10 protein-coding genes are annotated in these 15,891 nt (G+C 38.3%); all 10 read right to left on the bottom strand.

The window, feature by feature from the left end; all coding sequences use genetic code 11:
• Positions 1-50: 50 nt before the first annotated feature.
• The 10 genes from K5G00_RS24815 to K5G00_RS24770 all read right to left on the bottom strand — a co-directional run bounded on the left by K5G00_RS24815 (position 51) and on the right by K5G00_RS24770 (position 15,887).
• Positions 51-1,541 carry a sulfatase-like hydrolase/transferase gene (locus K5G00_RS24815; RefSeq protein WP_238769210.1) on the bottom strand — a complete coding sequence of 497 codons (1,491 nt, stop codon included), beginning with the start codon at positions 1,539-1,541 and terminating at the stop codon, positions 51-53.
• A gap of 3 nt (positions 1,542-1,544) precedes the next feature.
• Positions 1,545-2,657 (bottom strand): alpha-L-fucosidase, encoded by a 1,113-nt coding sequence (locus K5G00_RS24810; protein WP_238769209.1) that lies wholly within the window; start codon positions 2,655-2,657, stop codon positions 1,545-1,547.
• A gap of 49 nt (positions 2,658-2,706) precedes the next feature.
• Positions 2,707-4,158: a sulfatase-like hydrolase/transferase gene (locus tag K5G00_RS24805; protein WP_238769208.1), complete on the bottom strand. Its 1,452-nt coding sequence runs from the start codon at positions 4,156-4,158 to the stop codon at positions 2,707-2,709.
• A gap of 103 nt (positions 4,159-4,261) precedes the next feature.
• Entirely contained in the window at positions 4,262-5,713 is a 1,452-nt protein-coding gene (locus K5G00_RS24800) for a RagB/SusD family nutrient uptake outer membrane protein (RefSeq protein WP_238769207.1), read from the bottom strand.
• A 15-nt stretch (positions 5,714-5,728) separates the two neighbouring features.
• Entirely contained in the window at positions 5,729-9,154 is a 3,426-nt protein-coding gene (locus K5G00_RS24795; protein WP_238769206.1) for a TonB-dependent receptor, read from the bottom strand.
• Positions 9,155-9,301: 147 nt separating this feature from the next.
• Positions 9,302-10,351, bottom strand: coding sequence for a FecR family protein (locus tag K5G00_RS24790; RefSeq protein WP_238769205.1), 1,050 nt, complete (start codon positions 10,349-10,351; stop codon positions 9,302-9,304).
• Positions 10,352-10,413: 62 nt separating this feature from the next.
• Positions 10,414-10,998 carry an RNA polymerase sigma-70 factor gene (locus tag K5G00_RS24785; RefSeq protein ID WP_238769204.1) on the bottom strand — a complete coding sequence of 195 codons (585 nt, stop codon included), beginning with the start codon at positions 10,996-10,998 and terminating at the stop codon, positions 10,414-10,416.
• 311 nt (positions 10,999-11,309) lie between these two features.
• Positions 11,310-12,437 carry a diaminopropionate ammonia-lyase gene (locus tag K5G00_RS24780; protein ID WP_238769203.1) on the bottom strand — a complete coding sequence of 376 codons (1,128 nt, stop codon included), beginning with the start codon at positions 12,435-12,437 and terminating at the stop codon, positions 11,310-11,312.
• Positions 12,438-12,642: 205 nt separating this feature from the next.
• Complete coding sequence (locus tag K5G00_RS24775; RefSeq protein ID WP_238769202.1) at positions 12,643-13,821, bottom strand: alpha/beta hydrolase family protein; 1,179 nt, start codon at positions 13,819-13,821, stop codon at positions 12,643-12,645.
• A gap of 248 nt (positions 13,822-14,069) precedes the next feature.
• Positions 14,070-15,887, bottom strand: coding sequence for a RagB/SusD family nutrient uptake outer membrane protein (locus K5G00_RS24770; protein WP_238769201.1), 1,818 nt, complete (start codon positions 15,885-15,887; stop codon positions 14,070-14,072).
• Positions 15,888-15,891 lie beyond the last annotated feature (4 nt).

The raw sequence follows: 15,891 nt of genomic DNA, 5'->3' as shown, positions 1-15,891 counted from the left end.
ATTATTTTTCTCTGATAAGACGATTTTATGAAATAGAAAACCAATATGTGTTATTCTTCCGTTATGTTAAAATACTTTTTCAAAACATATTCCGGCTGATGCACATCAGGTGTTTGTTTCAGCTTGTGATAATCGTATTCCAGCGGTAAAATCGTATTGGGATTCATGGTAGCCGTATCTTCTGTTGCCGTGTACCATTCATTTAACAACTGCATCATTTCATCCACTTTTGATTTATATTCCGGTAATGCTGCCAGGTTGTTGATTTCCAGCGGGTCTTTTTTCAGATTAAACAATTGCGTATAATCCCGCTGCGGGTACCTGATTAATTTCCATTCATCGGTTCGGACAGCCCTTACCGTATTCCGGTAAACGGTATACAGCGAATTGCGTACTTCTTTTTCGTCCCCCATAAGAACAGGGGCAAAGTCTTTACCATCAATCCCTTCGGGGGCTGGTAAACCACATAAGTCGGCCAATGTTGGGAAAATATCATAGAGATACACCAAAGCATCGCGTACTTCATTTTGGGGAATACCCGGCCCACTTAATATTAGTGGTACTTTCGTACTGTGTTCATATAAGTTTTGCTTGCCCAGTAAGCCATGACTACCAACTGCCAGTCCATTGTCTGCGGCATATACAATGATTGTGTTTTCATAGAGGCCTTCTTTTTTCAGCAGTTCTATCATATCTCCCACTCTTTTGTCAAGGTGACTGATAAGCGCATAATAATCGGCCAGAGAAGCCTGTATAATTTCAGGTGTTCGTGGCCATGGGGCCAACGTTTCGTCTCGGATATTCAGGTTGTCAAATTCAAAAGGATGCAACTTTTTGAAATTCCCCGGCAGAGGAACCGATTCATCGGGATACATTCCTATGTAATCTTCGCGGGGTGATCTGGGATCATGTGGTGCTGTAAATGCCACATAACAGAAAAATGGTTTTTCGCGGGTTCCTTTTGCGTAATTGTCCAGAAAGCCGATGGCAGCATCAGCAAACAAATCGGTAGAAAACCCTTTTTTTACAGGCTGACTAAGTTTTCCATCTGCCCCCAAATCCCTGCAAGGGACTTGAAAATGATTGGACATACCTCCTATAAAAACATTCTTCCCGTTTTGGAATGAGGCTTCAAATGTATTGGCGCCATTGTGCCATTTCCCGGTTCCAAAAGTTTCATAACCATTTTCGGCAAAATGCATTGGCATGGTATGTACTCCTTCAAGACGATCGTAAACGTGAAAAAGGCTTTTTCCACTCATTAACATAGCCCGGCTGGGAGCACAAATGGCACCATGATGGCCTCCCATTACATAGTTATTGGTAAAGCGAACACCTGTTTCTGCCAGTTTGTCAATGTTAGGAGTTTGTATATAGGAATTGTCTGCGCAGCCTATCGCATCTGCCCGCTGATCATCAGCAAAAAGAAAAAGTATGTTGGGTTTGGTTTTTTCTTTCGCTGGTTCCTTTTCTGTATTGCAGCCGGAAAAAAATCCCGATAATAAAAGTAGTAGTACCGAAAATAATGATGAATGCTTCATTTTTTATTTTTTTAAGTTTGATAATGTTTCAATATCTTCAGGATGGACCGAGCCGTCAGGTAAAGGTCCGATGTTGAGCAAAAGATTGTAATGATTTGCCTGCGCGTCTTCCAGCAGTTTCTTTACATCTTCAGCTTTTAAATGGTGTCCGTCGATTGCTTTGTTGTAGCCCCAGGTTGCACCTCCGTGAAAACCCGGAATGTGAGGTTGCATTGTATTACAAACCTCTTTTGGTTTATTTTTATTTTTCTCGTAAGCTACCTTTGCAACCGGATATTTCTCACCAACAGTAGCATTTCCGTTACGTTCCGGTGCCATAAAGTCTTCATCGCCATTGGCCCCCTGTTTAAATGAAATTAATGCATGAGGGGACAGTTTTCGGATTAATGTATAAGTTTCGTCGATTGGAAAAACGTCGGGATTGGCATAAAAACCCATAATCGGGTCAAACCAAATACCTGCTATTGTGGGATATTGGGTAAGCAATTCTTTTAACTGGGCATGCACATAATCCACATATTTACGAAAATCTTCCGGCTTTTTATAAAGGTATTCTTTTGGTTTTGTTTGATAAGCCGGACGCGCATTGTTCCATCCAGCCTCTCGTGAGTAGAAATAAGGATGATGCCAATCGGCAGCATAAGAATAATAGAGGAACAACCCCAATCCTTCTTTTTCACAGGCGTCAGCTAGCTCACCAATCAAATCGCGATGAGCCGGAGCGTCAACGCTGTTATAATCTGTTTCTTTTGTTTTAAAAAGGCAAAAACCTTCGTGGTGTTTTGAGGTTATCGTGATATACTTCATGCCCGCTTTTTTTGCCAATTTAACAATAAAATCAGCATCAAAACCGGAAGCCTTAAATTTATCCTTGAGTTTGACATAGTTGTCCAGGGGAATTGTATCCAGCAATTGCACCCATTCTCCTTTTCCCAACTGACTGTACAGTCCGTAATGAATAAACATACCAAATTGGGCATCCTGAAACCAATGCAGGTTGGCTGCACGGGGATCTTTTTTGTATTCCTTTTTGTAATTATTTAAATAGGACGGCACCTGACAAAATCCAGACAAGCCTAAAACTAAAAATACACTAACAATTATATACTTAACCATAACGTTTTTCTTTTATTAATTTAGGTTCTTTATCATTTTAAAATTTAAGCTATTTCTTCCAGACCTGACTTTTTACAGTTACTTCTTTATCCCACCGCTCTTCCGGTAAAGCCACATAATGAGGATCGTTGTCTTGTTCAGGAAATGACAAAACAACATTCCATAATTTTTCGTAAGCTGCTTTTACGTTTGGATTATTACTTTGAAGAAGATTATTTTTTTCCCCGGGATCTTCCAATATGGAAATTAATTTTTCCGGTTTTCTCTCCGTTGACACAAACAGTTTAAATTCTTTGTCGCGAACAACCCGGTCTCTGAAGTGGTATTGGTTTTCCAATCCTTTTTCTGACAGCGCGCCTGCAGAACCGTTGCCATTACCTCCCATGGCCATAATCCATTTGCGTTTCGAATCTGATGTTTTTCCCAAAATAACATCTGCCAGGGATATGCCATCAAAAACAAAATTTTGGGGTAGCTCAGCTCCTCCCAATTCTGCACATGTAGGCAGAATATCTGTTAAATCGCCCAACGCGTCGGTGACCTTTCCCGAAGGAACCAACCCGGGGCAATTAACAACAAAGGGCTCACATATACCGTTTTCAGTGGTTTTTGTTTTGCCCCCCTGAACTTCTCTTCCGTTCATACGGCCGGTAATTGCACCCGTGGTACCATTGTCAGTGGTATAAATGATAATCGTATTCTCCCGTATTCCCAGGTCATCCAAAGCTTTGGTCAACTTACCAACACAGAAATCCATATATCTGACCATGGCTTTATGACAGTCGTACTTTTCTGTTACATCAGGTTCTGCAGGTGTGTTTGTAAAAGGGGTATGCGTAAGGCACATGGCATAATATAAAAACAGGGGTTCGTCCTTGTTCTTCTTCATAAAATCAATCAGAAAATCGGAGAAGATATCCTCGCCAAACCGGCCTTTGTAAGTTTTGCTTCCTTCTTTTGTGTGAATATATGGATCCCAGTATCTTTCTGCACTTGCAGGATTACCGGTTTCATAACCTGTCCACATACAATAATCCTCGAAACCATGTGCAACCATTGCTTCCGGCTGCACCCTGAAATCATTGATTTGCCACTTTCCTGCTACTGCCGTTTTATAACCTGCTGATTGCATGATGCGTGCAATGCCCGGGTTTTTATTCCAGTCAAAATGCGCTCCTCCTCCCCAACGGGGAACATCCCAGTGATTAATCCAACCGTTACGAAACGGGTACTGGCCTGTCATTAAAGATACCCTGGTTGGCGTACACTGCGGTGTAGAGTAAAAGTTTTCAAACATCAATCCGGTTTCGGCCAGGTTATCAATATTTGGTGTTTCGATTTCTTCTGAACCGTACGAGCTTATCCATTCTTTTCCCAAATCATCTGTAAGAATAAACAGTATGTTGGGTTTGTTTTGGGCAATTCCTAAAGTTGGCCGAAAAATTATGGTAACAACAGGCAGGACCAATAGAATTATATTTAAAAGACTTTTTGACGGCATTTTAACAAAGATTTAGTTGACAGAGCATTTTACGGATAAAATCCAATATTATCAATTTTTATTTCCGAAATGTTACTCTGTCAACTTAAAAATTAAAGTTTATTTATTCCCATCCGGTATTTTGTTCCAGATTGGGATTTAGTTTGATTTGTGCATCAGGAACAGGAAACAACAGCATGTAGTCTTCAACTGTTTTCCCCTGCGCTCTCATGGTCTCCAGGAATAAACCTCTTCTTTTTAAATCCCATGCTCTCTGACCTTCAAATGCCAGTTCAAATCTTCGTTCCTCAAGAACGGCTGTCCTGAATTCTTCCTGGGAAAGCCCGGAAAGATCCGGAAGATCTGTCTCCACACCATTTCTGGCTCTTTCTCTGATACGATTAATCCAGGTATATTTTTGAACGTCAGATGGATCTACTTCGTTTAAAGCTTCAGCCGCTATCAATAATATGTCAGCGTACCTGATGATTGTAAAATTTTCACCTGATTGTAATTCAGCTTCCCGATCATCGTATTTGCATATATAATACGGAAAGGCTCCGCCGTATACCTGTTCCATCGTTATGGTTCCGGTAATACCATCAATGTGCTCATAGTGATCGGCAACGGTTGCAGATTTTCGGTAGGATTGAGGACTTTCTGCCACAAACTCACTAGAAGGAGCAACACCTCCTCCAACAACTGTATTGGCCCAGAAGGAGTTTTTATAATCACCCGCAATTCCTCTCGGGCCGAAGTTTCCTGGGACAGTGTTATTGGTTTCTCCGCTTAAATATTGTAACTGCCAGATATGTTCAATGCCATTGTCATTCTCAGGTTTAAAAATGGCAGCGTAATCATCAAAAAGATTATACACCCCGGAGTCAATTACTTTTTGTGCATATGTTAATGCGTTCTGAAAATCTCCTCTGTACAAGTAAACCCTTGCGAGCAGCGCGCTTGCAATATGAGCATTAATTCTTCCAGCTGAATTTGTTTCTTCGAGTTCTGTAACTGCGTTACTTAAATCACGTGTAATTAGGTTGTATATTTCATCTTCGCTTGCACGCGGTGCGTATATATTATCAAATCCAACCGTTGGTTCTTCATACAATGGCACTCCTCCCATCGCACGAACCAATTGAAAATAATAAAAAGCCCTTAAAGCTTTGGCCTCTGCAATGATATCGGCCTTTGTTCCGTCATTTATATCAATTCTTTCTGTATACAGAATTACTTCATTTGACCGGTTTATACCTGAAAAACAGCTTGACCAAAGACCGCCTGTTACATCGCTGTTGTATGTAAACTCGTCCCAGGAAAATGCATCGGAAACGATGGGTGAAATGGCTAAATTATCGGCATTTAATTCTCCATAATTGATAGCCGTACCGGCAGAAACATTATAAACAAGACTGTAGGCCCCGTATAATCCGGCAATCGCGTCGCTTTCTGTCTGATAAAAACTGGAAAGACTAATAGAACTTGGCGGATTTTCATCCAGAATACTTTCACATGAAATGATTAACATTATGAATGAAACAATTAAGCTTATTTTGAATATATTTTTCATCATTGTCAATTTTTTAGATTAAAAACCAAGTTTTACGCCAATACGAATGCTTTTTGATGCGGGATATGCACCATTGTCCACTCCCATCTGAACGTTACTGGAAGAATACAAATCGACCTCAGGATCGAACCCGGTATAGTTGGTGAAGGTTAGAAGATTTTCGCCTGCTACATATATTTGAGCATTCCGAATCCAATTCAATCCAAGTAAGTTTTGTGGTAGATTGTAGGATAAACTGATTGTTTTTACCCGCAGATAAGAACCGTCCTCCACATCTCTGTCACTGAAGTTTTTCCACTCTCCGGCGTTATGCAACGGTGCCTCTATGGTATTCCCGGTCCCCGGGCCGGTCCAGCGCTGATCATAGTAAATTTTTAAAACATTGTGTTTTTGGGGCTGAGTCAATAGTGCAATCCTGTTCAAATTGGCGATTTCATTGCCATAACTTCCGTTAATAAATATCAGCAGTTTGAAATTTTTGTATGTAAATTCGTTTGAAAAGCCATAAATAAAATCAGGATTTGGATCACCCACTATTTTTCTGTCATCATCGTTGTCTCTAAATCCATCACCATTTAAATCCTCATATCTGGGTAATCCGGGACGATTTTTGCCTCCAACGGTATTTCCTGCTTCAGTAATTTCCTCTTCCGTTTGCCATATTCCCATAAAATGGTAGCCGTAAAAAGAACCTAGTGGTTCTCCTGGCATGGCAATAGATCTGCCATGGCTTGTTTCTCCTCTTCCCAGACCGAAAATTAATCTTTCTGTTCCTTCCGGAAGTGAAACCAGTTTGTTTCTGTTGAAAGAGATATTGAACGAAGAATTCCATGCTACTTGTCCAATAGAATTATTTATACCTAAGCTAAATTCAAGCCCTTTATTTTCAACTTCACCAATGTTTTGTACTGAGCTGCTATAACCTGATTGATTAGGTATTGTTACATTAAGCAAAAGATCGTTTGTTGTTTTGATGTAGTATTCGGTTGAGAAATTGAATTTCCCATCCCAAAATACAGCGTCAGCACCAATATTAAACTGGGTTGTTTTTTCCCATTTCAAATCAGGGTTGGGAATTCTGTTTGGATAAAACCCAATAACCGGGCCGCCCCCAATAATTGGTCTGGTTGTATTGTAAAGTGCCAGAGAAGAGTAGGACCCTATATCCTGATTTCCGGTAACGCCATAACTGCTTCTTAATTTTAAATCGCTAAGTATTTCGGCACCTTTTAAAAAACTTTCTTCGCTCATTCTCCAGGCAAGTCCGACGGATGGAAATATTCCCCATTTATTTTCTTCTCCAAATTTTGAAGAGCCATCCCTACGAATCGTTCCTGTTAAGATATATTTGTCTAAATACGTATAACTAACTCTGCCGATGTAGGAGAGTAATCCAGCTTCGGTTGCATGGCTCGTCGACGGCCTTGGATCTGACCCCGCACCTAAATTATTGTATTCAAATTTATTGGTTGAAAAATCATCTGTTCTGCTAAATACGTTTTCAATTTTTGTTGACTGGGTTGTATATCCTGCCATTGCAGTGAGTCGGTGTGCGGTTCCAAATTCCTTTTTATACGTCAGGGTATATTCTGCCAACCAGTTGGTACTTTGAACAGACCCAACTGATGCAATCCCCACATTGGGCAAAGCCTGTGTTTCCGCCGTATTGGGAATATAAACATTCCGTTTTGAATTAATTAAATCAGCTCCAAAATTAGCTTTAAAAACCAATCCGTTTAATATTTCGAAATCTGCAAAAGCGCTTCCAATCATACGGTTGGTGTAGGTAATATCGGTTCTTGTTTTGGCTATTGATACCGGGTTTTCAACAATTTTAAATGCTTCATCGTGATTATGAATATAATTTCCTTCTTCATCTTTAACTGGGATAGCAGGCGTTGTTGTAAGAGCACTCCATAGGGGAGTGTCATTTTGATAACCAGATCCGTCGGAAGGAACCGCATCGTTTACCGTGTGGTTGGCATTTGCATTGATTCCGATTTTGATTTTATCACTAACTTTTTGATCCAGGTTAAACCTCAAACCTGCACGTTTAAAGTTGGATTCAATAATAATCCCATCCTGATCAAGGTAATCCCCTGAAACCAGATACTTTGTATTTTCTGTTCCTCCGGAGATAGAAAGATTGTATCGGTGTGTTAATGCTGTTCTGAATATGGCATCCTGCCAGTCTGTTCCTTCTCCCAGCTCTTGTGGAAGAGGCTTATTAATTCCGTCATAAATGGGGTCCATATCATTGTTGGCAGCCCATTCATTGGAAAGCGTTGCCAGTTCTTCAGCATTACACAGTTCCAGTTTTTTTCTTACAGTAGCTACATTTACCGAATAATCAAAATCTATTTTTGATTTTCCAACCTGTCCTCTTTTGGTTGTGATTAGTACCACTCCGTTTGCCCCGCGGGAGCCATAAATAGCTGTGGCTGATGCATCTTTTAAAATTTCGACGGAGGCAATTTCATTGGGGCTAAGTGTTGAAAGCGGGCTTTGAGGAAGAGCATTATTTCCAGCCCCTGCCGGAGTTACATCATTGTTGTCAATAGGAAATCCATCTATTACATAAAGCGGTTCACTGGATGCGTTAATGGAGTTCGATCCCCTGATTCTGATCCGGATACCACCGCCCGGTGCATTTGACGCTGACTTAATATCTACTCCGGCAGCCCTACCTTGCAGCGTTTGAACAAATGTATTGGCCGGAGTACTTTCCAGCTGATCGCCTTTAACAGAAGTAACTGCTCCGGTTAGGTCAGAACGTTTCATCGTTCCGTAACCCACAGCAACCACTTCCTCAATTCCTATTGCATCTACCTGCATTACAACGTCAATTTGGGTTTGATTTCCGATGGCGATCTCCTGGCTTTTCATTCCTACAAATGAAAAAAGAAGTGTTGCCCCTTCCGGTATACGGGATAAATAATATTTTCCTTCAGCATCGGTAACCGTACCTTGTGTGGTTCCCGTTACCACTACGGTTACCCCGGGTAATGATTGTCCATCAGTATCAGTAACTGTTCCCGAAATTTGAGGTTGGTAAGTCTCTGAATATTGATTCATGCTTTTGGGAGAAAGAATAATTTGCCTGTCCATGACAGAATATTCAACATTTTGTCCATTAAAAATCAAGTCAAGAATTTCATTGATCTTTTTATCATTTACATTTATATCCAACTTTCTTTCAACATCAACAAGATTGTTGTTATACAAAAAGAAAAATTCGCTGTTATTTTCTATTTCCAATAAAACTTCTTTAACGGAAATGTTACTGGAGTGCAGTGTTAGTTTGGTACTTTGCGAATAGGAGTTGGATGCAAAAACACCGAAAACTGATACACAAATAAAAAAAGCTGTCAGTTTCATAATTAACAATAGTTTAAATGGGAAAAACACAACCGGATTTTTCCATCGATTTACTTTCTTTTTCATAAATTTACGTGGTATTTAATTAATACTAAGATTATTCCTGAAGCATCAATTCAGGTTTATTTGAAGCAGGAAGGTGCGTCAACACTTTCTTGCTTTTTTATTGGTTTATTTCATAGGCAACATGTTTAGGTTTGTTTTAGTCTGTTATTAAATTTGTTTTTTTGATAAAGTAACAATCCGCATGGAAAAAGAATTGTCTTTTTTCTTTTGTGCCGGTGTAATTTTATATTCTATAGGAGAAGATAAGCTCAGTAACTTTAGGACCTGTTCCAGGGATTCGTCAACAAATGTGGCTGTAAAACGATAATTTTTTAGTTCATTATCATCAACTATAATCTTTACATTGTACCATTTTTCCAAACGTTTAACAACCATGTCAATCGGATCTCCATAAAATACAATTTTGCCTTCCTTCCAGGCAATGTATTTATCTATAAACATTTCTTTTGTTGAGTATAATTCATTTTTTTCTACATTATATTCAACAACTTCATTCGGATGAAGCGTTATCAGGTTTTTAAGTTCGTTTTCAAAATTTTTAACCAAACTGACTTTCCCCTCCACCAGCGCCACAGAAATTGTGTTGTAATCGTTATAGGCCGACACATTAAACGATGTTCCGTGAACTTTTACATCAATTGCAGATGTATTTACAATAAAAGGTTTTTCTTCATTGTGAGCAACTTCAAAAAAGGCTTCTCCATTTAATTCTACTTTTCGAACTTTTTGTTGTCTGAATGAAGCAGGGAAACGAAGAGAACTTCCCGAATTTAGCCAAACATAAGATCCATCTGCCAATAATATTTTTGTTTGGGTACCAAAAGCTGCTTTTATTTCCTGGTGAACGGTTTGTTCTTTTTCTAATGATTTTTCAGGCCGTATAAGATAATTGTATGCGAAATTGAGAGCTAGCGCCAATAGCAAAACTGCTGCGGCCTGTCTCAGATAGATAATCCAACTTTTTTTGGTTTGCAGACCTGATATCCTACTTTTGGTTTTTTTTAGAGAACGCTCAACATCAATAGATTCTGAAAAAACTAATTTTTCTGATTCATCCCATAATTTTTTATATGCGTCATATTCTTTTCTGTTTTGTTCAGAGACAGAAATCCATTTATTAAGTGTTAACTTTTCTTCGTTATTTAAGCTGCTGCTTAATGATTTGAGAATTATATTATCTATTTTCTTTTCAGCCATTTTTTTGTGATATATAAAGAAGACGAAGGTCGGTCTTTATACCCTATGTGCATAATGAAAAATTAATGGCTTTTTAGTTTTATGAGGATAATAATAATCGGAAGATATTCTTTTAGTTCTTTTCGAAGTATTTTTAGTGCCCGACTTATCAAAGCTTCGACGGCTTTTACCGAAACACCCATTTTCCCGGCTATTTCTTTATAAGTTAACTCTTCAAAACGGCTATACTCAAAAGCCACTCTACTTCTTTCAGGCACAGCATACAGGGCTTTTACAAATTTTTCTTCAAATTCACGGGATAACAATCCATCTTCATTTTCATGCGTTTCGACCTGATTCGCTATGCCCTTATATACTTTGTCCATCGATTTTATCTTTCTAAGATAATCGAGGCATAAATTTCTGACCATAAAAGTCAAATACGAAGATAAATTTTTAATATTGCCTGCATTCTCCCTGTTTTCCCAAAATTTGATAAAACAATCCTGAACAAGACTCTGAGCCTTATCTAGATCATGAATATATGCATTTGCAAAGGCACAAAGAACCTTATAGTGTTTTCTGAAAATATAATCAAAAGCACTTTCCTGTCCTCGTTGGAGTTCCAATAACAAGAATTCATTATTGTCAAATTCATTCGCCGGCATATCATTAATTTCAGTTCAAATATATAAGAAGGCTTTAAAAAAGCATCTTAAGAATTAAAAAAACAGCCTCAAATTTAGCGATCTTCGTCGTCGTTGAAAGCTTTTCGTTTCCATTCCGATAAATTCGTACGATGGAGTAAGCATTTTTATAGCTTTCGTTATCAACTAAATTAGAGGTTTCTCAAAATTTCTATAAATAAACGAACAATAATTTTTGTTAACCTGTCCTTCCTCAAAAAAATGGGTAGAATGCTTGTATTTCAAAAGCGGCAGAGGATTGCTTTTTTAAAGGCGGGAGACGCTGCTCTATTCTAATCACCATTTTTTTTATTGATTATCCGGTTAAAAGAATTTTTATCTGTATCTCCTTCTGTGTTTATAAAGAGAATATTTGTATTTTCATTGATGTTCAGTTCTTTTCGAACCAACTCATATGATTTATTTTGCATTACAGAAATGAAGCCTGCAAAACCTGCAGCGCCAGATTCTCCGGCTATTATTTTGGGATCGGAACCTATAGGGTAGTACAACTCTCTAATGGCTTGCTTTGCATAAATATCGTCAATTCTTATGGAAACATTGACACCACTTTTAAGCAAATCCCACGCACTGTAAGATGGGGTTTCACAATTAAGTCCGGCCATTATTGTGCAACTATTTCCGTTTGATGTAGATATTTTATTTCTTTTGAAAGAACGCAAAACTCCGTCAGCCTCTTTAGGTTCAACTACAACAATTTCAGGGCTATTCTTTTTGTATTTTTTTAGATAGTAATAAATCGCGGCTCCAGCCAGGCTACCAACTCCGGCCTGAATAATTAAGATGTCAATTTTAGGCTTTGCACTTGTATGAAGGCTATTTTCCATTTCTTTAAACAACGTAAGATAACCAGCCATAATGAGTGATGGTATTTCTACGTAATTTTTCCAGGCTGTATCCTGTATTAAAACCCAATTGTTTTTTGAGCTCTCGTTTTTTACTGTTTCACATGTATAATCATAATTGCCGTCCACTTTTATAACCGTTGCACCTTCCTTTTGGATAGCTTTTATACGCTCTTCTGTTGTTGTCTTTGGTACGAAAACAATGGCCTTTTTACCAAATTTCTTTGCTGACCATGCCACAGCACGACCATGATTACCATCCGTTGCTGTACAAAATGTTTCGGCTTTTGGAATTTCTTTAAGGATACAGTTAACAGCATATGAAGCTCCAAGAACTTTAAACGCATTTAATCCAAATCGAAAAGACTCATCTTTAATATAAATATTTCCAACATGATATTTTTGTGAAAGATTTGGCAGGTGGATTAGAGGCGTTGGTTTATAATTGTGTAATGAGGTATGATAGCTGTACGCATCATTTTGCTCAAGGATAGAGTTTGTAATACTATTGACGATTATTTTATGCGGCTTATTTATGTAAAATGAACTATTCATTTGCTACTATTTGAACTGTTAATTTCATCAAAACAGATAATTCTTTTACGATTTTGTAAATAATTTAAAAGGACTTTTAATATAATAAAAGATTCCCCGGAAAACCAGGGAATCCTATCTAACTAAACTATGTTAGGTAATATTGTCTGATCAAGCATTTTAAGTTCATGCTAAATCAAGGGTTGACAGTGATCCTAACAATATGCTATTTTAAATTTAAGTACTTAATAATTGCATCGTCTCCCTTCAAAGCATCAGCCGGAATGGGATTACTTTCATCGTAAATCTTTAATTGATTTCCGGGTAAAATTGTTACAAAATCTTCATTAACTGATGGAGTCCAATCTACTGCACCGGTATTTAGATTAAGATGATGGGCAAAGAAATTATACATTGCTGTACGTTTAGAGTAACCATAATCGTGTTTCTCCAAAGGAAGATGAACATTTTCCACTTTGTGCTCCGCATTATAAAGAGCATAAATTTTTTGAATGTATGGATATTCAATACGTGGTGTATTTCTGGTCCAGTCATTTCCATCCGAAATCAATAACATAGGACGTGGGGCGCAAAGTGCTGCAATTTCCACATTGTTGGTTTGGTGGTTTTTACTTTTATGAATAGGCATTCCGCTTTCACAAATACATCCGCCAAAAAAATGCGCCGAAACCTGCACGCAGGGTACTGATGCCGTAATCCTGTCATCAATTGCAGTTAAGACAAAGGTTTGTGTTCCACCTCCTGAACCACCAGTCATACCGATTCTGGCAGGGTCAACATCAGGACGAGAAATTAAATACTCCAGTACTCTTTTACTGTTCCATGTTTGAAGTAGTAATGCAATTGGCATTCTATGAGAATCAACCTGATGTGAATCTCCATGACCTACCATATCGTAAGCAAAGACCACAGCTCCCATACGGGCCAATACAGCACATCTCGTTTGTACATAATGCGTAAGCCTTTTATCTTGTAAATGTCCGTGAGGAGAAAGAACTGCTGCATTTTTTCCATCGGAATTGACGGGGCGGTAAAGATTACCTGTAATATAGAATCCTGGGAAACTTGTAATTCGAATATTTTCTACAATATAACCGTCAAATACGCGACTATTGGTTATATGTGCATCGAAATTTCCTTCAATTTTCGGCATTTGATCCAGCTTCATGCCTTTTATAATTCCTTCTTTTATGGTTTTGGCACGCTTTTCCCAGGAAGGAAGATCATTCCAGGTGCTTGCAAACTCCTTCATTTTAAGGTTGGCTTCATCTTCAGTCCAGTAACGGCCTACACATAAATTTTCATTTTTCTGGCAATTACCTTTAAAACCAAAGATTAAAATCGTAAAAGTTAAAATGTAGTTGAGAATATTTATTCTTTTCATTGGTGCATATTTAAATTGTTGGTTTAAAATTTTTGACAACTGAGAATCTGAAGTCTGATTTTTGTGCAATTAAGTTTGCAAAAAGCTTCCATTCAATAAATGATGTCAATTTTATAAAAGCGCATTATAGCAGTAAATAGAGAGGCTGTCCCAAAAGTCTGATTATGTATTTGAAGAGTTGAGTATTTGAAAAATTCCTCAGATACCTACCCGAATACAAAATCCTTTTGGGACAGCCTCTTTATTTTTTAATAGCCTGGATTTTGTTCTATCTGTGGAGCCTTGTTTTTCTCTTCAGAAGGAATGGGAATCCAATACAATTTATTATTGTAGTTATTGTCTGGTTGAACCTGGATTTTTTTCCAGGTAGTTGTCGAAACTCCATCTTCATTAATTTCTGTAATATCCACACCATAGGGAGTTTCAGACAATACTTCATCTAATATTTTCCATCTTCGAACATCGTACCACCTCAGGTTTTCGGCAAACAATTCTATTTTTCGTTCGTGGCGCAAAGCTGCTGTAATATCGTTGGTGAAATCAGGAAGAGCGGCACGGTTTCTGATTAAATTGATATATGTTTTTGCTGTTTCCGGATCTCCCAGCTCCAGGCAAGCTTCAGCATAGTTTAATATAATTTCCGCATATCGAATATATATTATAATATTCTCATTGTTTTCATCACGGCCGATTATTTCATCATCCATAAATTTTTTCAGCAGATAACCGCTGTATCCTCCATTCCACGCTTCTACAGGGCCCTGGCGGGTATCCAAACCAAATCTTTCACTAATTACTTCACCGTTTACAATAGTTACACGCGTCCGTCTGTCGTAAATGCCAAGAGGGTCCAAATCGGCCAGGTTGGCAAACCGTGGTTGCCAAACCGCACTGTCATGAAGCATTGTTGCATAAAACCTTGGCTCCCGGTTATGGTATATATTTTCGCTGGTTAAATTGGTTGATATATTCTTGTATTCGTCATTTTCATTAATTAAAAAATGGTCGAAAAGGCTGGTTCCGTCACTCATTTGATAACTGTCGGCGTAATTGCCGGTAGGCCCGTTATTTCCCCAGTTGTTAATTCCATTTGGCCCTAGTCGTTTATTTGTAGCAATTGTAAATCCGACATCTTTTCTATGCATTCTTCCCCAGATAACTTCATCATCCGATAAATCATAAGCTTTAAAGAAGGCGAAATAATTTTTTGCAACAGCTTCCTGATCAGGCGCACCAAAATCAGAAAGTTTACATGTCCCAAGATCAATTAAATCTTTCGCTGCATCTCTTGCCGCTGTCCACAATGCTTCTCTGTCAGGACTGACATAGCCAACCAATTCATTTTCTGCATTTCCATCTGCTGTTAAATCGCTTGCTGCAAACAACAGAATTCTTGATTTAAGAGCCATGGCTGCTTCACGGGTAGCTCTTCCCATTTCCATTTCGCTTTTTAGCTTCAGAAGAGATGCCGCTTCATCCAAGTCCTTCACAATAAAATTAATTGTTTCCTCAAAGGACGAACGGGTAATACTTAGAAAATCCTCTTCCAGATCAAATGATTTATCAAACAGGGGCACACCTCCGTAGTTTCTGCATAATTCGCTGTAAAACAGTCCTCTTAAAAAGAGCGCCTCTCCTTTTAAAACATCGGTTTGGCTTTTAACTGATTCTTTTTCTGATTCCGGGTAAGATTCAGAAACATTATCAATATTATCGAGAAATATATTTAACTGTTGTACCTGTTTAAAACGAGGCCAGTTTGCATGCCCCCTGTCAGAGCCGGTATTATCCGGTGAAATTTGCCCGGAATTATATATAATGGTTTCACCACCTTTGGTTTTTAGTGTTTCCAATGCAAACATTCCGGTTTGGTAGCCATGTGCCCTTTGATTAAAACCATAGTCAACATTATTGTAAATGGTATTTAAATATGTACTCGCAAGATTTACATCAGACCACACAACCGGATCAGAATAGCGATCTAATGGGCTTTTATCTAAAATCTCTTCGCTACATGAGAAGACCACAAACAGTATTAATGGAAATATTTTTATATACTTTTTCATTTTT

The organism is Maribellus maritimus, from assembly GCF_022267315.1.
GTDB lineage: Bacteria > Bacteroidota > Bacteroidia > Bacteroidales > Prolixibacteraceae > Draconibacterium > Draconibacterium maritimum.
The sequence above is the reverse complement of the archived record's forward strand: the minus strand, read 5'-3'. Positions and strand labels throughout refer to the sequence as shown.

What these genes read in the sequence shown, in the direction of transcription:
- K5G00_RS24790 (WP_238769205.1), bottom strand. Translation starts at nt 10,351, where the DNA reads ATGGCTGAAAAGAAAATAGATAATATAATTCTCAAATCATTAAGCAGC.
- K5G00_RS24785 (WP_238769204.1), bottom strand. Translation starts at nt 10,998, where the DNA reads ATGCCGGCGAATGAATTTGACAATAATGAATTCTTGTTATTGGAACTC.
- K5G00_RS24815 (WP_238769210.1), bottom strand. Translation starts at nt 1,541, where the DNA reads ATGAAGCATTCATCATTATTTTCGGTACTACTACTTTTATTATCGGGA.
- K5G00_RS24795 (WP_238769206.1), bottom strand. Translation starts at nt 9,154, where the DNA reads ATGAAAAAGAAAGTAAATCGATGGAAAAATCCGGTTGTGTTTTTCCCA.
- K5G00_RS24775 (WP_238769202.1), bottom strand. Translation starts at nt 13,821, where the DNA reads ATGAAAAGAATAAATATTCTCAACTACATTTTAACTTTTACGATTTTA.
- K5G00_RS24800 (WP_238769207.1), bottom strand. Translation starts at nt 5,713, where the DNA reads ATGATGAAAAATATATTCAAAATAAGCTTAATTGTTTCATTCATAATG.
- K5G00_RS24770 (WP_238769201.1), bottom strand. Translation starts at nt 15,887, where the DNA reads ATGAAAAAGTATATAAAAATATTTCCATTAATACTGTTTGTGGTCTTC.
- K5G00_RS24805 (WP_238769208.1), bottom strand. Translation starts at nt 4,158, where the DNA reads ATGCCGTCAAAAAGTCTTTTAAATATAATTCTATTGGTCCTGCCTGTT.
- K5G00_RS24810 (WP_238769209.1), bottom strand. Translation starts at nt 2,657, where the DNA reads ATGGTTAAGTATATAATTGTTAGTGTATTTTTAGTTTTAGGCTTGTCT.
- K5G00_RS24780 (WP_238769203.1), bottom strand. Translation starts at nt 12,437, where the DNA reads ATGAATAGTTCATTTTACATAAATAAGCCGCATAAAATAATCGTCAAT.